A 20,927-nucleotide genomic window follows, 5' to 3' on the forward strand; every position below is an offset into this window, starting at 1 on the left:
ATCCGCCCGTTCGGGGGCTGGTTTCACCGCAACCGGCCGGCACCGGCACGGGCACTCGGCCCGCACCTCACGACCTGGAATCTCTTTCACATGCCCGGCCGACAACGCGCCGGACAAACTGGGGGAGTAACTGAATGCGCCTGGCCAAGCTGCCGAAGTTCCTGACAGCTCTGACCGCCGTTCTCGCCGGCGCCGGAGCCGCCCTGGCTCCGACCACCGCCGCCACCGCCGCCCCCGCGGCGAACTGCGTCACCGACGCCAAGCTCGTCCCGTCCTGCGGCGTCCTCTGGGGCGGCGCGGCCGGCGGATTCACCAGCACCCCGCGTGACCAGGCGCTCAAGTCCTGGGAGGCGGCCAGCGGCCGGACCGCCAGCCTGTTCCACCAGTACCACAAGGGTGACGAGGTCTTCCCGACCAAGGCCGAGATCGCCATGACCAACGACCCGGCCAACCCGCGTGTCCTGCTGCTCAACTGGAAGATCGCCTACGGCTCGTCGTGGGCCAAGGTCGCCAAGGGCGAGCAGAACAAGCGGATCGACGCCTTCGCGGCGCGCGCCAAGGCGTACGGCAAGAAGTTCTTCCTGGTCCTCAACCACGAGCCGGAGAACGACGTCGTCGCGAAGAAGGGTTCCGGCTACGAGGCCAAGGACTTCGCGGCCATGTACCGGCACACCATCAAGCGCCTGCGCTCGCAGGGCGTGACCAATGTGGTCAACGTGGTCGCCTACATGGGCAACGAGAAGTGGATGGCCCAGAGCTGGTGGGCCGACCTCTACCCCGGCGACGACGTGGTGGACTGGATCGGCCTGGACTCGTACGTCTCGGTCGAGAAGGGCTACTACCACTTCGGTGACTTCGGCGACCTGCTGGACCGCAAGCCCAAGGGCGGCGGCCTCGGCTTCTACGACTGGGCCGTCACCAAGCACAAGGGCAAGCCGATGATGGTCGCCGAGTGGGGCGCCTACCACCGCGTCGGCCGCAACACCGACAAGTCCGCCGTCTACAACAGTGTCGTCCCGGAGCTCCAGAAGCGCCCCGCCATCAAGGCGATCGTGCACTTCGACACCAAGAAGGACGACCAGGGCGACCGCGACATCAGCATCGACAGCACCAAGGCCGGCCTCGCCTCGTTCAAGAAGCTGGCCGCCAACCCGATCTTCAAGGTGAAGCTCGGCTGACCTCCCCCATCGACTCACCCCGAACGAGAAGCGCCGCCCGGTCCCCCGCCGGGCGGCGCTTTTCGCTGTCCATTTCCGATCCGGACACGTTGCGTTCGCGCGGTGCTGCTGCAATGCCGAGTCAGCTCCACGCGCACGAGGGACCGGGTAAGTGGCAGAACAGATCAGGGCGTTGACGGGGTTGCGGGCGGTCGCCGCGATCGGTGTGGTCATCTCGCACAGCGGGGTGCCGGCCAGCCTGCCGGAACACCTCACCAAGATCGCCAAATGGGGTTACATCGGCGTCCCGATGTTCTTCATGCTCTCCGGCGTCGTGCTCGCCTACAACTATCCGGCGCTGGACGGCTGGGAGGGCCGCCGCACCGTCCGGTTCTACCTCGCCCGGATAGCCCGGGTCATGCCCCTGTACTGGGTGATGATCGCCTACTGCGCCGCCTACTACTGGATCCTCGGCCGTGAGCAGCACGAATGGGCTCTTCTGCAGAACATCTTCGCCGTCCAGACGTGGAGCGGCGACCTCGCGGTGGCGCAGGGCCACTACAACGGCCCCGGCTGGTCCATCGGCGTCGAGATGTTCTTCTACCTGCTGTTCCCGTTCCTGATTCCGGCCGTCGCCCGGCTGGCCCGCCGGCACGGCCCGCGCGGCCTGATCCTCCTGATCGGCGCCATGACGGTGATCGTCTTCGCGCTGTGGCTGGCGTTCTACCTGACCGGCCGGGCCGACCTGCCCGCTGCCGATCCGGGTTCCGCGCACCGCTGGCTCTACCGCAACCCGCTGTGCTACCTGCCACTGTTCGTCTGCGGCATGGCGATCGCGTTCCTGATCCCGCACACCACCGGTTGGTCCACCCGTCGCCACCACGCGATCCAGACGTTCGTCTTCTGCTACGTCTTCGGCCTGGCGGCCTTCCGCGGCACCGGCCCCGGCTGGGGCACGGCGTCGTTCGGCTTGCTCTTCGTGGTGCCGTTCACCCTGGCACTGATCAGCCTCGCCTCCGGCCGCGGCTGGATGGCGGGCTGGCTGTCCACCACCCCGATGGTCCGTCTCGGGGTGGCCAGCTACGCCCTCTACATCACCCATCGCTGGCTGATCCACCCCATGCCCACCAGCGAATACATCAAGACCGGCCAGGGCCTGATCCCCTACGCGGCCCTGTTCCTCACGGTCGCGTTGCTGCTGCTGATCGCCGAAGGCGCCCACCAGTACATCGAAGAGCCGGCCCGCCGATGGCTGGTCAGAATCACAAAACCATTGACCCTCAGCGGTACGGAACAGAGCACCCCAACCGCACCACCCCAGTCCCGGCCCACCACGCAAGCTAGGCGGCCCGCCCAGGCCGAAACGCGCCCGCCGGGCTGGCCGGCAGCGTCAAGACCGTGAGCCGTCGCTCAGCGCGGGAATGCGGCCGGTTTGACCGTGCTGAGCGACGGCCGGGACGGTGAGCCGTCGCTGAGTGCGGGAATGTGGGCGGTTTGGCCGTGCTGGGCGACGGCTGGGACCGTGGGCCGTCGCTGGGCGCGGGATTGCGGGCGGTTTGGCCGTGGTGGGCGACGGCTGGGACCGTGGGCCGTCGCTGGGCGCGGGATTGCGGGCGGTTTGGCCGTGCTGGGCGACGGCTGGGACCGTGGGCCGTCGCTGGGCGCGGGATTGCGGGCGGTTTGGCCGTGCTGGGCGACGGCTGGGACCGTGGGCCGTCGCTGAGTGCGGGAATGCGGCCGGTTTGGCCGTGCTGGGCGACGGCCGGTGCTGGGCGGGGTGCGCGCGTTCGGTCACGCCGGCTCCGGCGAGCTTTCGGAATCAGGAGCCCGGCAGCACACGGCTGGTCACGAGTGTCGTCGTCAGGTTTCCGAACGCCTGCCGGAATTCGGTGCGCGGCTTGTGGCAGGAGTCGACCGGGATGCCGGGCCGGATCCACCGCCCGTCCCGGTCGATCAGCGCGAGCCACGGCACCAGCGGCAACTCCTCGGTGCAGGCCTCCGCGGTGGCCGCCTCGTCGGGCAGCCGCAGCGTGGTCAGCAGCGCGGTGACATCGTCGGCGCGAAGTTCCTCAGCGGTGATCTCGGTGCCCACGCCCGGTTTCTCCCGTGGTTCGACCCGGCAGACGACCGCGGCGACCGCCTGGAACCGGTCATCGAGAAGCGGCAGCCCGAGCGCATCCCGCCCGGCGCCGAACCAGTCGTCCGCCGAAGCCGGTGCCGCGACCTCGCAGGACTCCCACCGCTGATGCACCTCCGGCGCCGGCGGACCACTGCGGCCCGGTGCGGGCGGACCACTGCGGCCCGGCGCGGGAGATCCGGCGTCAGGGCGGGCGCACCCACCCACGAGCAGAAGGAACAGGGCTGCGGCCGCAGTAGTCACTCGCACACACATGACCCTGTGACGCGTCACCGCTCCGCAGGGTTCCCACCTCGGCATTCGGCCGTCCGCGGGGTGGTCCGGCTGCGGAATACGGTCGACGTCGTGTGTTCCGCGCCCCTATGGTGCCGAGGTGGCACGACCTGAGATCTATGTGAGCACCGACATCGAATCCGACGGCCCGATCCCCGGCCCGCATTCGATGCTCAGTTTCGCCTCCGCGGCGTTCACCGCCGACAAGACCCTGCTGGGCACGTTCACCGCGAACCTGACCACGCTCCCCGAAGCGCAGGGGCACCCCGAGACGATGGCCTGGTGGGCGACCCAGCCGCAGGCCTGGGCGGCCTCCCGGATGGACCAGCAGGACCCGGCGACCGCTATGGCCGCCTACCGGACCTGGCTGGAGAACCTGCCCGGCCGCCCGGTCTTCGTCGGCTATCCCGCGGCTTTCGACTTCATGTTCGTCTACTGGTATCTGATCCGTTTCACCGGCGCCAGCCCGTTCTCCCATTCGGCCCTGGACATGAAGTCCTACGCGATGGCCCTCCTGGGAACCGAGTACCGCGCGACGGTGAAGCGCACGATGCCCCGATCCTGGTTCGAGAAGTCTCCCCACACCCACGTGGCCCTGGACGACGCCATCGAACAGGGAAACCTCTTCTGCGCCATGCTGGCCGCAAACAAAGGGGCAACGGCAGCCGGTTAGGAAGACGCCCCGGCCAACTCCGACAATCGTCCGGCAGGAAACGCGGCGGATGGCAGCATTTTCGTCCGCCTTGACCGTGGCCAAGGGCCGCCGGTCGCCATAATTCCGGCCAGGCTCGCCGATCTCGGGTGAAACCGCAACCGTTGCCTTGCAAGAATTACCCGAATTCAATGATGGCGGCGGTGCGGCCAAACGATGGCGCTGGCAGTCGGGGCGGGGCACAGGTGAGGTGAGGCTGGACCATCGCGGTGGCGGTGGCGGTTGGGCGTCGGCGATGCTGTGGGCGTGGAGTATGTGTCCCGGGTGCCGCGACCGCCGCTGGACGGACTGATCGACGACCTCTACTACCTCGAGGGCGCGCCGCCGTACGCCCGTCTGATGCTGCCGCCACCCGGCGTGTTGCTGATAGTCAACCTCGGCGCGCCGTTCCGGGTCCGCGGCGGCGCCGACACCGGGATGGCCGAGTTCGCCGACGGCTGCGTGGTCACCATGCCCACCCGCGTGTGGGAGTTCGGCTATCCGGCCTGGACCAGGTCCGTCGGCGTGCATTTCAAGCCGTGGGGCCTGGCGCCGTTCCTGCCGATGCCGGCGGCCGAGTTGTCCGACCGCCCGGTGACGGTGGAGCAGATCTGGGGCCGGCCCGCCACCGAGGCGCTGCGCGACCGGCTGGCCACCGCGCCCGGACCGCGGGAGATGCTGACGCTGCTCGAAGCGGAGCTGATCCGCCGCCTGTGCGAGACTCCCGGCCTGGGCCTGGTCCGCCACCTGAGCAGCGTCATCGCGGCGACCGGTGGTGCGGTCGCGATCGGCGACCTGAGCGTGGCGGCCGGTGTCAGCAGCACCCATCTGGCCCAGCGTTTCAAGGAGCTCGTCGGGGTCACGCCGAAGCGGCTGGCCCGCACTCACCGGTTCGCCACCACGGTGCTCGCGCTCGACCCGTCCAGGCCGATCGACTGGGGTGACGTCGCCGGTGCGGCGGGCTATTTCGATCAGGCCCATTTCGGTCACGAGTTCCGGGCGTTCACCGGGCTCACCCCGACCCGGTATCTCGAGGTCCGGCGGCGTTTCCTGCGTGAACATCCGGGCCACGTGCTGGACAACTGGCCGCTGCCGGCCGATTGATTTCTTACAAGAATCGCAGCCCAGGACCCGTTAGCTTGGGGGCATCCCAGAGCAGAGGAGTGCCCCGTGGGCAAGGTGGTCATGTACAGCTCGGTGTCGGTCGACGGCTTCCTCGCCGACGAGAACGACCAGCCCGGCCCGCTGTTCGACTGGCTGACCAGCGGTGACGTTCCGCTGGACGACAGCGGCATGGTGAAGGTGTCGCAGACGTCGTACGACTACATCCGGCCGTACTGGGACCAGGTCGCGGTGACGATCTGTGGCCGGCACGTCTTCGACATGACCGACGGCTGGGACGGCACGCCGCCGAGCGGGGTCGACCACGTGGTCGTCGTGACGCACCGGCCGGCGCCCGAGGGCTGGGACCCGGAGGCGCCGTTCCATTTCGTCGACGGTGTCGAGACGGCCGTGGCCCTGGCGCAGAAGCTGGCCGGTGACCGGTTGGTCGAGGTCGCCGCCGGTGACGTCGGTGGCCAGGTTCTCGCCGCGGGACTGGTCGACGAGGTGCGCATGGACGTCGTGCCCGTGGTGTTCGGGTCGGGTAAGAGGTACTTCGGGTCGGTCGACGCGCAGCACCTGCTGGACGACCCGGACGTGGTGATCCAGGGCGAGCGGGTGCTGCACCTGCGTTATCCGGTGCGCCGCTGACCGGCGGGTGCGGGCACCCGCCGGCCCAGGGCAGAGCGATTCAGTACGAGAACGGGTCGTACCCGTCGTTGTTGCAGGTCCGGCGCTGGGCGATGCAGTTGCGTACCCGCTGGTTCATGGCTTTGGCGTCCCACATCAGGAACGCGTCGCCGTGCATGGACGAGGCGCTCCGCCCGGTCGGGTCGGACGACAGGTAGTAGCCGGCTTTGGAACCTTTGGCGGCGTACGCGATGTCGAACGTGAGCGCCGGAATGCGGACCGGATGAGCGGCCGGGCAGCCCTTGTCGTCACCGAAGGCGACGTGGTCCTTGTGGTTGGGGCTGTCCAGGTGCTTGCCGTCCCAGCAGTCCGGGAACTGGAGCATGAAATGCAGACTGGCCGGTTCACCGCAGATCGGCCAGTTGCCGTTCTCGCTGCGCGCGTACCCGTCGATGTCGCCGGGCCCGTAGAAGGCGCAGTAGAACTGCCCCTGCGCGCCGCGCGGTGTCGGCACCTTCTTCTTGGCGTCCCCGGCGATCATCCGCAGCCCGTTGGGAATGGGCACGATTCCCGTCGAATTGTTGCGCAGCGACCGGTAGTAGACCCGGAACCCGGAGGTCTCGACCGGTTTCTTGGTGGCCGCTTCGTAAAGCGTCGGCACCCAGTAGGCGGAATGGTCGACGGTCGGTTTACAGGTGGTGGCCGTGAATTTCATCAGATCAGCGGCCGTGGTGCCGGCGTCGACGGCCTTGTTGCCGACGAACGAGTGCATGTGTGAGGCCCCCGGCAGCCCCGGCGCGACGATCGGATCGTCGGGCTTGCGGTGGCTGTACTTGCAATCGGCCCGGAACTCCGGCAGGTTCCCGGCGTTGACCGGCGGGTCGGCCTTGGTGCGTTTGTAGGCGGCCAGCTGCTCGCCCCAGACGGCCTGGTCGACCGGGATCCAGCCACCCTTGGCAACGACCTGAGCAGCGGGTTTACGGCTGGCCGGGGCGGTCGCCGATGCGGCGCCGGACGATGCCGCGACGGCCGGGGAGGTCCCCGTGGAGGCGGTCGCCGGTGTCGATGCGGGAGGCAGGACAGCGGCCGCGTTCCGGGCCGGCTGTTCCGCAGCGGCCCCGGGCCGGCTCACCCACACGGCCGCTCCGGCGACCAGGGCGACGGCCACCGCGACCGCGGCGACCGCCGCGCCTCGCGGGCGGCGGGTGTGACGGCCGGACCCCGACGGCGCCGGTTCGGGGAACGTGGAAGACGGCACAGGTGACTCCCTGACATGAGGTGCGCGACGGAACGGCCGGACCGATCGGCCGCCGAAATGCTAGGCAGGCGCCGCGCACACCGGACAGGCTCTTAAAACAAAGAAAAGAAAAGACCGTCCTTTGGTACGCAATCAGCCGGCCCCGAACGGGAAAGTGTTATCCACCCCGTTCCGCCCCGTCCCCCATGTGTGGGCCGGAGACTGTCAGGGCGTGTAGACCTCGGCCAGCCCGGTGAGCACCCCGTCCACGGTGGTCACCTGCGCCAGCCCGTCGGTGCCGAGCCGGGTGGCGAACCTGTCCGCGGTGATCGTGCAGGTCCCCACGGTCACCGGGTCGCCGGCGCATTTCTCCGGATCGTCGAACGTGCTGGTCAGCTTCGGGGCGGCGGTCGTCGGCAGGGTGACCAGCATCCGGCTGTCCTCGGTGACCCAGGCCTGCTCACAGGGCGCGTCCGGGGACGGTTCGAGCGCGAACGTCCTGCAGTACTCGTCACCGGTCATGAACAGCACCGGCTCCACGACGATCGAGCGTGTCTTCGGGAAGTATCCCCGTACCTTCACGATGGATTTGGTCTTGCCTTTGCGGACGTCGGTGAAGACCGGGGCCGACGGGTCGGTCTCGGCGTAGGCGTCGCCGATCGGCCGGATCTCGGCGCGCGCGACGACCGCGCTGACCACCACCTCGTCGTCGCGTGTCGCGTCGGTCGCGGCGACCCCGAAGGCCACCTTGCCGGCCACCAGGCTCGGATCGGTCAGTGACGTGTCGAGCAGGATCTCGTCGTCGATCCGCACCGACGCCTCCTCGTCGCTGAGCAGGAGCACCACGGCGTGCCGCCGGCCCGGCGTGAACACCTCGGACTCGGTGGAACCCAGGGTGGTGGTCTGGACCGCGCCCTGGTGCCGGATCCGGACGATCTGCGGGCACAGGTCCAGCCAGTACGAGCCGTCGCCGGTGGCCCGGAACTGGATCTCGGCGCAGGACTCGGGAGTGGTCAGGGTGATCGTGGCCGAGATCGACTGGTTGCCGGCGAACGTCTCGGTGGTGCCCGGGCACAGCATCGAGGACGCCGGGGTGCTCATGACCAGGCCGTCCTTGAACGAGCAGCGGCCGTCGTAGCCGTCGGTGCCGGCCTTCCACTGCCCGCGCCGGTCGAGGGCGTCGACCACCCACGGGCCGCGGACCGCGCCGGGCACCGGCATCGACGCCTGGTCGGCGAGGGCGTCGTAGGTGTCGGACGGTGCGGGGTCCGCGTCGAACCCGCGGCTGAACAGGCCGACACCGGCCATCAGCACGGTCGCGGCGGCGGTGACGGCGATGACCGTACGCCTGCGTCGTCTGGGTCTGGCCTTGACCTCGGCCACCGGAAGGCCGAACCGTTTCCGGCCGCCGGATTCGTGCCGCCCGGAAAGCTGGGCCGCCTCGGCGGCCTCCCGCAGCCGCGGGTCGAGCGTCGGCGGACGGCTGATCGCGCGCGGGTCGGTGTTCTGCGCCAGCAGCAGGTTGAGCAGCTCGTGCGCGGTCGGCCGGTCCTCCGGATCCTTCGACAGGGCCAGCGCCACCAGGTCGGCGAGCGACCCGGACAAACCGGTCAGCTCGGGCGGCTGGGTCAGGATGCGGGCGGCCGTGGCGACCGGCGAGTCGGCCCGGAACGGGGTGCGGCCGGTGCCGGCGTAGGCGATGACGGCGCCCCACGCGAACACGTCGGCGGCCGGGGTGATGTCGCGGTGGATGCCGTCGAACCGTTCCGGCGCCATGTAGGCGACGGTGCCGACCATCTGGTCCGGATGGGTGTGCTGGCTGGTCACCTCCAGCGCCCGGGCGATCCCGAAGTCGATCACCTTGGGCGAGCCGAGCGCGAACAGCACGTTGCGCGGTTTCAGGTCACGGTGGATCACGCCCGCGCCGTGGATCGCGGTCAGCGCCGTGGCCACGCCGACCGCGACACCGTGCAGGCGGCTGTCGGCCAGCGGACCCTCCCGGGTCACCACCTCGTCCAGGCTCGGGCCGTCGACATACTCGACCACGAGGTACGGCGTCCGGTGCTCCGGGTCGGCGTCGAGCACGGCGGCGGTGCAGAACGGCGGCACCTGCCGGGCCCGTTTCACCTCACTGCGGAACCGGCCCCGGAACTCCTCCTCGTGCGCGTACTCAGCCTTGATGATCTTGATCGCGACCAGCGGCCCGTTGTCGCGCCGTCCCAGGAAGACCGACCCCATGCCGCCTTCGCCGAGCCGGGCCAGCAGCTCATACCCGCCCAGGGAGTGCGGGTCGCCGGGGCGCAGCGGACTCTTCATCGATCAGGCCCATCGACGTCTTTGGACAAGGACCGACATACAGTACGCAGCCACGGGTCCCGTGTCGTGCCTCGGCCCCTCGGCCCGGCGTGCCGGAATGTGCCTCGGCCTCTCGGTCGGGTGTGCGGGAATGCGCCTCGGCCTCTTGGTCCGGCGTGCCGGATCGCGCCTCGGTCCCTCGGTCCGGCGTGCCGGAATGTGCTTCGGCCTCTTCGCCCTGACGTGTCGAGATGCAGCGAATAGCCGGTGGTCTCGGCATTCCGGCTGAAAAGGTGGAAAAATGATCCGTTCACGTGCCACTGTTCCCGCACTCGTCGCCCTGACCGCCTCCGGCGTGCTGTCATCCGCGCTGGCCGCCCCTTCACAAGCCTTCGCCGCTTCACGTCCTACGTATGCTGTCGGCAATTCGTTCACCTCCGGCGTCTCGTCCGCCGCTCGGCCGTCTGCTTTCGCTCGGCCGTCTGCTCTTGTCCGGCCGTCCGTCCTCGTCCGGCCGGGCTCTGCTGACCCGGCCTGGGAGAGCGTGCTGGTCACCGGGACGGGCGAGGTGTTCGGCGAGCCCGACACGCTCACCGCCGATCTTGCGGTCGAGACCACCGCGCCCACCGTCGGTGCGGCCCTGGACCAGGCGGTCACGGCGGCGACCCGGACCCGCGACGCGCTGATCCGCGCCGGGGTCGCCCGAGTCGATCTCCAGACGACGAACGTCAGCATCAGCTCGACCCAGGACGAGAACGGCAAGATCACCGGCTACACCGTGAACCAGGGCCTCACCGTGACGATCCGGAACCTGTCGAAGGCCGGATCGCTGATGACCGCGGCCATCAAGGCCGGCGGCGACGCGGCCCGGCTGAACGGGGTGTCCTTCGCGATCGAGAAGAACACCGACCTGATCGCCGAGGCCCGGAGGAAGGCGTTCGCCGACGCCAAGGCGAAGGCCGAACTGTACGCCCGCGAAGCCGGCCGCCCACTGGGCCGCGTCGTCAAGATCAGTGAGCCGACCTACGGTTACGGGGAGCCCGTCCACCGGGACAAGATGAGCACCGCGATGGCCGCCATGGACGCCTCCGTCCCGATCGAACCGGGCCGCCAGCGCCTGTCGATCACCGTCACCGTCGAGTGGATCCTCGCCCCGGCCGCCGGAAAGGCATAGCCCTTCGCCGCTCGGATCCCACCCGGCCGCTGGAACGGCATAACCCTTCGCCGCTCGGCTCGCGCCCGGCCGTTGGAACGGCATAGCCCATCGTCGCTTGGCTCGCAGTCGGCCGCCGGACAGGCATAGCCCTTCGCTGCTCGGCTCGCACCCGGCCGCTGGGGCGGCCTGGCCTCGCGCCGGCCGGGTCGCACCCACCTGCCGAAACATTGATCGCTGGCAATTTCGCCGATGCCTTGTCACATCTATTGCACTGACGATGCAGAAACCCCCGATTTCCCCTGGAGGTCTCATGCGCCGTCTCGTCGTACTCCTCACCGCCGTGCTGGCCGCGCTCGCCTTGAGCCCGGCCCTGCCGGCGGCCGCCGCCCCCGGCACTCCGGTGATCTTCGTGCACGGTTACACCGGCAGCGCCTCGAACTGGACCACCGCGATGTCGGTGTTCCGGTCCGGCGGCTATCCGAGCAGCCAGCTCTTCGCCTACGAATACAACTCCTACGGCAACAACATCACCAACGCGCAGGGCCTGGCCAGCTACGTCAGCCAGGTACGGTCGCGCACCGGCGCCGCCCAGGTCGACATCGTGAACCACTCGATGGGCGGCCTGGTCAGCCAGTGGTACCTGAAGCAGCTCGGCGGCGCCCAGTACGTCCGCCACCTCGCGTCGATCGCGGGCGCCAATCACGGCACCACCTACGCGAGCGCCTGCTTGATCTTCGTGACCTGCCAGCAGATGTACCCGGGTTCATCGTTCATCAACACGATCAGCGCGGGTGACGAGACTCCCGGCAGCACCCGTTACGGGACCTGGTACTCGCCGTGCGACGGCATCATCATCCCCTACACCAGCACCACGCTGAGCGGCGCCACCAACAACTACGTGGCCTGCCAGACGCACCTCGGCTTCCTGACCGACACCGGCGTCCTCACCCAGATCAGATCCTTCCTGGCCACCTGACCGACCCGTTCCCGGACGGCCGCGAGCCCACCCTGGGCCCGCGGCCTCCCCATCTCCCGGCCGTCCCATCTCCCGGCCGTCCCATCTCCCGGCCGTCCCGCCTACCGGCCGTCCCGGCCATGGCGCCGGGGGAGCGGCGCCCATGAACCGCACAGAAATCAGCTGGTGAGAGCCGAGTGCAGGCGCTTCGCCTCCTGGACCAGGCGGGACGAGCCTGGTCGGGCCGCCACCTCGGCCAGGCCGGGGATCTCGGCCCGGACGCCGAGGGCCACGGCGACCTGGGTGGCGAGTTCCAGCAGGTCGGGTGTGGCCCGATGGCCGGCCGCCAGCAGCGGTGGCAGGGCCGCCGTCAGCAACTCCCAGATCGCGGCGGACGCCCCGGAACGGTGGACGTCGGTCAGCGCGGGCAGCGCCCGGTTGAGTTTCACCGAACCGTCCGACGCCATGTCGGCCAGCGCCGCGCCCACCGCCCCGGCGAACGGCTCGGCGCCTGCCGCCATGACCAGGAACGCGTCGACCGCGGCGGCGCGGTCGGCCTCCTGTTTGGCGCCGAACGTGTACGCCATGCCGTAGACCAGTGCCGGGCCGGCCGGGCCGGTGCACTCGGCGAGCAGCGGCAACAGCCGGCCGCTGCCGCGCTGGTCCTGGTCGGCCAGGGCGGCCAGTTCGCCGATCGCCCACGCCGCGGCCACCTCCCGATGGTGTGGCAGCACCATGGCCAGCACACCCGGCAGATCCTCGAACTCGTCCGGCGCCCACTGCGGGTGCTCCGGCGGGTCGAGAGTGAGCAACTGCCGCTCCAGCCGGAGCCCGCCGTCACGAGACGGCCGCAGCGTCGCCGCCATCCGCCGGGGCACGTCGAGGCCCCACACGAAACCGCCCTCGTTGATCACCGGTTTCTGCACGAACAGCTCGCTGACCGGGTCGGGCAGGCCACCACCGGCCAGCCACTGGGCGAACTGCCGCCCGGCCGGCGAGGTGAGCGCCGCGGCCCGTGCCGTCACCTCGGCGGGCACCGGCCCCCGGGGCAGCCGCAGCAGCGCCTGCTCCAGGTCGAACGACCACGGCTGCCAGCCCTCGGCCTCGGCCCGGGCCAGCCGGTCCAGCAGGACCTCCGGGTCGAGGTTGCCGTTCACCTGGGTGGGTGTGGCCACCAGCATCGGCATCATCGAGCCGTTGAGGTGCACCGCGATCTCGGCGACACGCAGCGCCAGCACTCCGTCGGGGCCGCCGGACAGGTCTGAGCCGCTGCCACCCCGCCGGCCCTCCTGCCAGGCGATCCGCACCGCGCCGTACAGCCGCTGGTGGGTGCCGTGGTCACGGGGCAGACCGGTCGCCGCGGTGATCGCGGCGCCGAGGCAGCCCAGAGCCGTCCCCTGGTTCCACAGGTGCTCGGACAGGTCGCCCGAATACCTGTCGAGCACCGGCGGCAGCGCGGCGGCCAGCTCGTCGCGCCGGCCGTCGGCGTGCAGCGCGACGAGCCCGGCCAGGACCTGCTCCCACCGGACCCCGGTCTCCTCGTGCACGAGCACCGAGATCTCCTCGGCGAGCTCGGCCGCGCTGGTGATCGGCGCCGGCATCGGGGCCGGCCCCAGATACGGCGGCAGCTCCGGCGCGACCTCGGCGACGACCGTCGTGCCGAACACGGCGGCCGCGCGGGCCGGCAGATCACCGGCGAGGACCGTGGAGGCGTCGGCGATCCGGGCGACACTGTCCGCCGGCAGGGCGGCCAGGTGCCTGGTGATCAGGCCGAGGGCGCGCTCCTGGATGTCGAGCGCCGGGTGCCCGAACGCGGCCGCGATCGTCTCGAACACCTCACCGGCCCGTTCCGGCTCCCGCCTGGCCGCTTTCTCCAGTGCGGAGATCTGGGCCTTGACCAGGGTCTTCTCCTTGCGGAGCAGGGCCGGCACGCTGGTCTCCAGCAGCGTGTCCAGATCGAGGCGGCCGGTGTCGTCGAGGGTGCGCAGGCAGCGCTGCGCCACGGTGGCGACCGGGCCCGGCCCCTCGGCGAGGAGCCGCGCGTAGTCGAGAGCGTGCGCGGCGATCTCGTCGACCGTCGGCGCCAGCTCGTCGTGCAGCAGCACGAACGGGCGCAACGCGTTCGGCTTGTCGCCGCGGGCCAGCCGGTCCACGATCGCGGCCAGGATCGTCTTGCGCTCCAGCCGGCCCTCCGCGACCAGCGCGGCGACCGCGTCGTGGAACCGGATCCCGGACTTGGGCAGCGCCGAGCCCTCACCCCAGGTGGCGTTGTAGATGTCGGCGCCCATGCCGTCGATCTCGAACACCCCGGGCAGGAGCAGATCAAGATAGGGATCGTCGCGCAGCCGCATGCTCAACGGCGGCCTCCGCTCGCCCTGCGGCCGGATCAGCCGGGTCAGCCAGCCCCGCACCACACCCTCGGTGACCGGCGGCTGCGCCCCGGCGGCCTGGAGCACCTGGGCGGTGAACGCCCACTCCGCACCGAACCACACGTCACGGACCGGCAGCCGGGCGCACAGCCGCTCGCCCAGCTCACCGAGCCAGTCCAGTTGCCGGGCGTCGGCGATCTGCTGGAACCGGGCGAACTGGATCTGCGGCCACGAGTCACGCAACTGCCGGCGCAGGAACATCGTCGCTGCGCGGGCCGCACTCGGCGCCGTGCCGAGGACGGCCAGCGCGTAGCCGGGCCCCGGGTCGACGGGGGCGCTCCAGCGCAGGTCCGGGTCGGCGCCCTTGACACCTGCCTCGACCGCCTTGGCGAACGCCAGCCGCTCGGCCTCGGTCGCCTCCAGGATCAGCCGGGCCACACCTGGCTGGTCGCCGCTGCGGGCCCGCCTGTCGACGATCTCCCAGTCGAGACTCACGCCAGGACCTCCTCGGCGTCCTCAGCGACCACACCGGCCTGGACCATGCGCACGGCGAGGGCGTGCTTGCACGGCCCGCGCTCACCACGGTGCCTGGCCCACCACGGGCAGGTGCAGGAGGTCGCGTCACGGACGTGGTAGGTCTCCTCGCCGCTGCGCACCACCGACACCTCCGGCCCGGCGGTCACCGCACCGGCCGTGACCAGGGCGCGGGCGCCGGCCAGCCGTGGGTTCATCCGCTCCACCACGTCGGCCGAGTAGGGCAGGGTGCGATGGAAGTAGCCGGCCTCGGCCACGTCGTAGCCGACCCGCCCGGCCGTGCCGAGCTGGGTCAGCGCGTCGCGCACCCGGCCCGCGTCCAGCCCGGAGGCGGTGGCCAGCGCGTCCACGTCGATCGTCGGATCCCACGAGAGCAGGGCGCTGACCAGGTCGGCGTCGTCGGCGGCCTCGTCGCTGGCCAGGGCGCCGAGGACGGCGCCCTCACCGGAGAACCCGCGGTACGGCTCCGGGGAGAGGGTCAGCGAGAGCCGGAGCGACGGCATGACCAGCTCCCACGTCGAGGCCACCGGGCCACTGCCCGCGACGACAGCCGGGCCGTAGACGCGCAGCGAACTCGCGTACCGAAGGAAGGGTTTTAGAGCCGCCAGCCGGCCGGCGCCCGGCAGGCAGACCGCGCCCGGCACCGGCCGGGACGTGAAGCGAAGCGAACGCCCGGCCGGAACCGCCCAGAGAATCGACTTGTCGGTGGCGGGAAGCCGATTGAGCAGGATGCGGGCCTCGGCGACGCCGATCTCGGCGCGCGCGTCGAAACGGGCGGTGAGCACCTGCGCCTCGGCGAAGCCGCGCAGCCAGCGCGACGGCAACGGCACCTTTCGCTCCACCAGCTTGCCGTCGAAGGTGGTGACGGTCAGGTCGTCGGGGCCGACCGCGACGTGCATCGGATCAGCCCGGCCGACGCGGGTCAGCGCCCGCTGCAATGGCACGTTGACGTCGACGTTGGTGGTGCCGTGCGCGATGATGTCGCCGTCCAGCCCGGCGGGCAACACGTCCATCCGGGCGTAGACGCCGCAGCAGCCGGAGAACGACTCGAAGCGCAGCCGGTCGGAGCCCGCGGTGACCACCGGATCGAGGCTGGCGGGTGGCAGGGGCCGGAAATATCGGGTCCGGGCCACCTCGGCCACGGCTAAGAGGCCGGTGGCCGCGGCGCCGGGGTCGGTGAGGAAACCGGTGTAGAAGCGGGGGTGCGCCGCCGGACCGCCTGAGGTCTGGAGGGTGAGGCCGTCGTCGAGGGCCGACGAGCCGAGGTACGAGTACGCCGCGGAAACCATGCGCAGAACCTAGAGCCGGGGTACGACATTTTCGACCGGCCGTCCGGATCCAAGCCGCCGACAACCGTCCGACCAGCGCAGGGCTGGATCATGCGGCGCCTCGGCGGGCGATCGCGGCGAGCAGACGCTCGTGGCCCTCCGGGGTGCCGATGCCGGCCCGCTCGCCGGGATGGGCGGCATAGTGGCGGATCGCCGCCGCGAGGAACGCCGCCGGCACGCCCACCGCGTCCGCCGGCACCGTCCTGCGGAGCACCACACCCGTGTATCCGGCCAGCTCAGGATGGGCGAGAACGAGCCGGACACCACCCTCCTCGTAGCCGGGCTGCCCGGGCTCCAGCGCGGTCCAGGGCACGGTCATCGAGCCCGCGTACTTGTCCGCACGCAGCCCCTCCGGCGTCAGTGTCAGGCCAACCCCGTGCCATTGGGCACGCAGGTAGCAGACATACAGCAGGACGGCCACCGCCGCGGTCGGTGATTCAACCGGATAAAGGACGAAAACCCCGAGGCACGCCAGGTGGGCGATTCCGGCCAGCGGGATTATTCCCATCAATGGTGTACGGAACTCGCCCTCGGTGATCACGAAAGAGGCGGGCGGGCGGCGCGACGACGGCGCGAACATGATCACCAGGGCCGTGACGAGCACCCCGAACGCCGGAATCGCCAGATAGGGCGCCAGGTCGTCGGGGTTCGCGCCGAACAGCCGGGCCAGCAGCACCATCCCGACCAGGACTGCCGTCGTCACCAGCAGTTTCCGGCGCTGACGGCCGATCGCCATCGACCACCTGAAGATCATCGGCGGAGTGTAAATCAACCGGCCACGGGTATCCGGTTCACGGAAGTGAGAAGAAGGACACCGAGGCCGCATCGGGTGGTCGGGAGGACTAACCTCGCGGACAGGACACGACAGTGCGGCCGGTTCGCGGGTGCCGGGCCGTGGATCGTGCCACGATTTGGGCGTCGTCCAGGTTCGGAGTGGGAGAGATGAGCGAACACGTTTCCGACAGCACCGAGTGGCAGACCCTCCAGGGGCTGGCCGAGAAATTCGCCGCGGTGCACCTTCGTGACCTGTTCGGCAGCGACCCGCAGCGGGGCGAGCGCTACGCCGCCGAGGTCGCCGGCCTCTATGTGGACTACAGCAAGAACCTGATCACCGACGAGGTGCTGACCGCCCTGTTCGCGCTGGCGCAGCGGGCGAGACTGAGCGAGAAGATCACTGGCATGTTCTCCGGTGAGCACATCAACATCACCGAGGACCGGGCCGTCCTGCACACCGCGCTGCGCCTGCCGCGCGACGCGTCGCTCGTCGTCGACGGGCAGGACGTGGTCGCCGACGTGCACGAGGTCCTCGACAAGATGGGCGCCTTCGCCGACAAGGTGCGCTCGGGGGAGTGGAAAGGCCACACCGGCGAGCACATCAAGACGGTCGTCAACATCGGCATCGGCGGCTCCGACCTGGGCCCGGTGATGGCCTACGAGGCGCTGAAGGACTTCACTCAGCGCGACATCGAGTGCCGCTTCATCTCGAACATCGACCCCACCGACCTGTTCGAGAAGACACACGACCTCGACCCGGCCACCACCCTGTTCATCGTGGTGTCCAAGACGTTCACCACCCAGGAGACGCTGACCAACGCCAAGGAGGCGCGGTCCTGGCTGCTCGAGGGCCTCGGCGGTGACGCGGCCGCGGTCGCCAAGCACTTCGTCGCGGTCAGCACCAACGCGTCCAAGGTCGCCGACTTCGGCATCGACACGGCCAACATGTTCGGCTTCTGGGACTGGGTCGGCGGCCGCTACTCGCTGCCGTCCGCGGTCGGCCTCTCCGTCATGATCGCGATCGGCAAGGAGCGGTTCGCCGAGATGCTCTCCGGCTACCACGCCGTCGACGAGCACTTCCGCAGCACCCCGATCGAGCGCAACGTGCCGGCCCTGCTCGGCCTGGTCAACGTCTGGTATGACACGTTCCTCGGCGCCCAGTCGCACGCCGTCCTGCCCTACGCGCAGTATCTGCACCGGTTCGCCGCCTACCTCCAGCAGCTCACCATGGAGAGCAACGGCAAGTCGGTGCGCCTGTCCGGCGAGCCGGCCACCTTCCAGACCGGTGAGGTCTTCTGGGGCGAGCCCGGCACCAACGGCCAGCACGCCTTCTACCAGCTGATCCACCAGGGCACCAAGCTGATCCCGGCCGACTTCATCGGCTTCAGCGTGCCTAACCACGACATCGGCGAGATGCACGACCTGTTCATGTCCAACTTCCTGGCCCAGACCGGCGCGCTCGCCTTCGGCCGCACGCTGGAGCAGGTCGAGGCCGAGGGCACCGACCCGAAGATCGCGCCGCACCGGGTCATGCAGGGCAACCACCCGACCACCACGATCCTCGCCGAGCGGCTCACCCCCGCCACGTTCGGGCAGCTGGTGGCCCTCTACGAGCACATCACGTTCACCCAGGGCGTGATCTGGGAGATCAACTCGTTCGACCAGTGGGGCGTGGAGCTCGGCAAGGTGATGGCCAACCAGCTCGCGCCGAAACTGACGTCCCGCGAGACCCCGGCCGACGACGGCGACTCGTCGACCAACGCGCTGATCAAGCGATACCGGTCGCAGCGCGGCCGCTGATTCTGTCGTACCCGTTCTCTAGGCTCAGGGCCGTGGACACCAACACGGCCCTGAGCCTCCGGATGACCAGCCTGCTCCTCGGCGCGCGGCCTCACCCATCCGCGGCCGGCCCGGGTGCAGCAGGCGGCAGCGATGCGGCGGGCGACGGCGCTGCTCGCAGCGGCATGCCGGCCACCGGTGCCGGGGGTAGCGGTGCGCAGGGTGACGGCGCTGCTCGCAGCGGCACGCCGGCCGTCGGCGTCGGGGGCGGCGGTGCGCAGGGTGACGGCGCGGGCGGCAGCCGTGTGGTGGGTGACGGCGTTGCCGGGATCGTTGAGTGGTTCGGCGCCATGCAGGCTCAAGACCTCAACAGCGTGCTCTGGTCGCTCGGCGCCCGGCTGCCCGGGGCGACCCTGCCGGAGGTGGTCGCCGCCACCGAGCGCGGCGATGTGGTTCGCACGTGGCCGATGCGCGGCACCGTTCATCTGATTCCGTCCGCCGACGCGCACTGGATGCTGGAGCTGGCCGGCGTCCGCAGCCTCAGCGGTGTGGCGAAGCGCTGGGAGTTCCTCGGGCTCGACGAGAAGACCGCACACCAGGCGATGGATGTCCTCGGCGCGGCGGTCGCGGCCGGCGGCGGCCGTCTCACCCGATCCGAGTGCCTGGCCGCGCTGACCGACGGCGGCATCTCGGTCGAGGGCCAGCGTGGTTACCACCTTCTCTGGTATGTGAGCCAGCGCGGCGTGACGGCGATCGCGCCCAACCGGGGCAGTGAGCAGACGTTCGTCCTGCTCGACGAGTGGGCGACGGTGCGCAACAGCCCGTCCCGCGAGGAGGGCCTGGCCCTCTTCGCGAAGCGTTACTTCCGCTCGCACGGCCCGACGACGGTGAAGGATCTCTCCGGCTGGACCGGCCTGACCGTCACCGACTGCCGTAAGGGAGTGGCCGCCGCCGGCCTGACCGCGGTCGACGTCGACGGCGTCGAGATGTGGGCCGACCCGGAGGTCCTCGACGCCGGCCCGGTGACCGGCTGGCGGGCGCTACCCGGTTTCGACGAGTACATGCTGGGCTACAAGGACCGCTCAATGATGGCGACGAAGGAGCAGGTCGCCAAGATCATCCCCGGTGGCAACGGCATCTTCCAGTCCACCCTGGTCCGCGACGGCCGGGTGATGGCCACCTGGAAACGGACCCTGGGCAAGAAGGCGGTGACCGTCACCGTCCAGCCGCTGGCCGACTTCGACCTGGCCGACGCCATCCCGGCCCTGGAGCCGTTCGCCGCCTTCGTCGGCTTGCCCCTGGCCGTGAAATCCCTCTGATCGACCTGGGATCGGGCATCGGCGAGGGCCGGTGGGCGGCCGCTATGCGTAGGGATCGCGGCCAGAGCCGCGCACTGCGGCGGAGGCCGCTTCGGCGATTTCGGCGGCTGTTCCCGCCAGGACATAGATTCGGCTGGTGGCGTGGCCGTGGGCGGCCAGGAGCTCGGCGCGTCCCATCGCCTGGATGTCGCGAATGGCCTGGTCGCGGCTGAGGTTCTCGTCATGCTGGTAGGTGGTTCGCCGCAGTTCGCCGATTGCGGCCGCATAGAGAGCGGACACGGCGCGTTCGGGAAGGCCACGTTCGTCGGCGAGGTGGGCGAGGTCGTTCCACAGGCGGACCGTCCACTCGTATCGGCGCTGGACCCGCTGGGCCTGCCGGTGATGTGCCGCGAACACGAACTTGAGCCAGGAGCGGGTGTCGCGTTCCGGTTGAAAGCTTCCACCCTGCACGGATCGCAGCGCGTCGTAGTAGTGGAGTGTGTTGATCTGCTCGCCCAGCCACTCCTCGATCGAGGAGAATTCCGGGGCCAGTTCCCCCGTTCGAGCCAGCACCAGAGCGTGCAGCGCGCGGGCGGTCCGGCCGTTGCCATCACGCCAGGGATGAATGGCGACCAGGTTCAAATGGGCCATCGCCGCGCGGGCGTACGACGGCGCGTCGATGTCTCCGTCGCGCAGCCAGTCGACGAGTTCGCCCATGAGTCCGGGAACAGAGTCGGCATCGGGCCCCGTGTACATCGGATCCAGAGGGTCGGCGCTCGAAACGAAGATCCCACCCGCACGGTAGCGACCGGGCCGTTTCGTCGGCTGATAACGAGTGATCATGAAGTGGAGGAGGGACAACGCTGTCTCGGAATAGTCGAAGAACTCCATGAGCGGCGTCTGCTGGACGTAGGTCATGGCGTCGCGATATCCGATGACCGCCTGCTTAATGCCGTCGGCGACCGCGCCCGACATGGGTGCGTTCTCCACGAGTGCCCGCGCGTCCCGGTTGCTGATCGTGATGTGTTCGATCGTGTTGGAGCCTTGGATCGCCGCAGCGAACAGGCACCGGCGCAATGGCCTTTCCCACCGCGGCTTGGATCGCATCAGGGTCTGGAGTTCAGTGCGCATCGCGGTGAGCTCGTCCAGGACCCGGAGGTCTGCGGTGTCCAGCGGGGGCACCGCATAGAGCATGTCCCCATGCTACAAGACA

General features: G+C 70.0%; 16 protein-coding genes. 9 read left to right on the plus strand and 7 right to left on the minus strand.

Annotation, left to right across the window (positions count from 1 at the left end; all coding sequences use genetic code 11):
- The first annotated feature begins 134 nt into the window (after positions 1-134).
- Positions 135-1,178: a glycosyl hydrolase gene (locus AB0E94_RS31965; RefSeq protein ID WP_360333880.1), complete on the plus strand. Its 1,044-nt coding sequence runs from the start codon at positions 135-137 to the stop codon at positions 1,176-1,178.
- Between the two features lie 151 nt (positions 1,179-1,329).
- Positions 1,330-2,559: an acyltransferase gene (locus AB0E94_RS31970; protein WP_360333883.1), complete on the plus strand. Its 1,230-nt coding sequence runs from the start codon at positions 1,330-1,332 to the stop codon at positions 2,557-2,559.
- A gap of 417 nt (positions 2,560-2,976) precedes the next feature.
- Here the strand turns inward: AB0E94_RS31970 and AB0E94_RS31975 are convergent, their stop codons facing one another.
- Complete coding sequence (locus tag AB0E94_RS31975; protein ID WP_360333886.1) at positions 2,977-3,543, minus strand: hypothetical protein; 567 nt, start codon at positions 3,541-3,543, stop codon at positions 2,977-2,979.
- Positions 3,544-3,667: 124 nt separating this feature from the next.
- Between AB0E94_RS31975 and AB0E94_RS31980 the strand changes: the two genes are divergently transcribed.
- From AB0E94_RS31980 to AB0E94_RS31990, 3 genes are all read left to right on the plus strand, one after another.
- Positions 3,668-4,240, plus strand: coding sequence for a 3'-5' exoribonuclease (locus tag AB0E94_RS31980; protein ID WP_360333889.1), 573 nt, complete (start codon positions 3,668-3,670; stop codon positions 4,238-4,240).
- A gap of 285 nt (positions 4,241-4,525) precedes the next feature.
- Positions 4,526-5,362, plus strand: a complete 837-nt coding sequence (locus AB0E94_RS31985) for a helix-turn-helix domain-containing protein (protein ID WP_360333891.1) — start codon at positions 4,526-4,528, stop codon at positions 5,360-5,362.
- Positions 5,363-5,428: 66 nt separating this feature from the next.
- On the plus strand, positions 5,429-6,010 hold the full coding sequence (locus AB0E94_RS31990; RefSeq protein ID WP_360333894.1) for a dihydrofolate reductase family protein: 582 nt from the start codon (positions 5,429-5,431) through the stop codon (positions 6,008-6,010).
- Positions 6,011-6,050: 40 nt separating this feature from the next.
- Here AB0E94_RS31990 and AB0E94_RS31995 read toward each other — a convergent pair whose 3' ends face one another.
- Both AB0E94_RS31995 and AB0E94_RS32000 read right to left on the minus strand, forming a co-directional pair.
- A complete protein-coding gene (locus tag AB0E94_RS31995; protein WP_360333897.1) occupies positions 6,051-7,247 on the minus strand; it encodes a DUF1996 domain-containing protein in 1,197 nt (398 codons plus the stop codon).
- A 204-nt stretch (positions 7,248-7,451) separates the two neighbouring features.
- Positions 7,452-9,542 (minus strand): serine/threonine-protein kinase, encoded by a 2,091-nt coding sequence (locus AB0E94_RS32000; RefSeq protein WP_360333900.1) that lies wholly within the window; start codon positions 9,540-9,542, stop codon positions 7,452-7,454.
- Between the two features lie 280 nt (positions 9,543-9,822).
- Here AB0E94_RS32000 and AB0E94_RS32005 point away from each other — a divergent pair, with 280 nt between their 5' ends.
- Together AB0E94_RS32005 and AB0E94_RS32010 are read left to right on the plus strand one after the other, a co-directional pair.
- Positions 9,823-10,695, plus strand: a complete 873-nt coding sequence (locus AB0E94_RS32005) for an SIMPL domain-containing protein (protein WP_360333903.1) — start codon at positions 9,823-9,825, stop codon at positions 10,693-10,695.
- 292 nt (positions 10,696-10,987) lie between these two features.
- A complete protein-coding gene (locus AB0E94_RS32010) occupies positions 10,988-11,653 on the plus strand; it encodes an alpha/beta fold hydrolase (protein ID WP_360333906.1) in 666 nt (221 codons plus the stop codon).
- Between the two features lie 158 nt (positions 11,654-11,811).
- On the opposite strand, the gene AB0E94_RS32015 is transcribed toward AB0E94_RS32010, so the two are convergent.
- From AB0E94_RS32015 to AB0E94_RS32025, 3 genes are all read right to left on the minus strand, one after another.
- Positions 11,812-14,496: a DUF6493 family protein gene (locus tag AB0E94_RS32015; RefSeq protein ID WP_360333909.1), complete on the minus strand. Its 2,685-nt coding sequence runs from the start codon at positions 14,494-14,496 to the stop codon at positions 11,812-11,814.
- Positions 14,493-15,824, minus strand: coding sequence for an SWIM zinc finger family protein (locus tag AB0E94_RS32020; protein WP_360333912.1), 1,332 nt, complete (start codon positions 15,822-15,824; stop codon positions 14,493-14,495). Before AB0E94_RS32020 ends, AB0E94_RS32015 begins: the two co-directional genes overlap by 4 nt.
- An 88-nt stretch (positions 15,825-15,912) precedes the next feature.
- A complete protein-coding gene (locus AB0E94_RS32025) occupies positions 15,913-16,617 on the minus strand; it encodes a hypothetical protein (RefSeq protein WP_360333915.1) in 705 nt (234 codons plus the stop codon).
- A 188-nt stretch (positions 16,618-16,805) separates the two neighbouring features.
- Here AB0E94_RS32025 and pgi point away from each other — a divergent pair, with 188 nt between their 5' ends.
- Positions 16,806-18,437, plus strand: coding sequence for a glucose-6-phosphate isomerase (gene pgi / locus AB0E94_RS32030; RefSeq protein ID WP_360333918.1), 1,632 nt, complete (start codon positions 16,806-16,808; stop codon positions 18,435-18,437).
- 32 nt (positions 18,438-18,469) lie between these two features.
- A complete protein-coding gene (locus tag AB0E94_RS32035) occupies positions 18,470-19,735 on the plus strand; it encodes a winged helix DNA-binding domain-containing protein (protein ID WP_360333921.1) in 1,266 nt (421 codons plus the stop codon).
- A gap of 42 nt (positions 19,736-19,777) precedes the next feature.
- On the opposite strand, the gene AB0E94_RS32040 is transcribed toward AB0E94_RS32035, so the two are convergent.
- Entirely contained in the window at positions 19,778-20,908 is a 1,131-nt protein-coding gene (locus AB0E94_RS32040) for a Fic family protein (protein WP_360333924.1), read from the minus strand.
- Between the last annotated feature and the right edge of the window lie 19 nt (positions 20,909-20,927).

Origin of the sequence: Actinoplanes sp. NPDC026670 (assembly GCF_040638175.1) — a bacterium.
GTDB lineage: Bacteria > Actinomycetota > Actinomycetes > Mycobacteriales > Micromonosporaceae > Actinoplanes.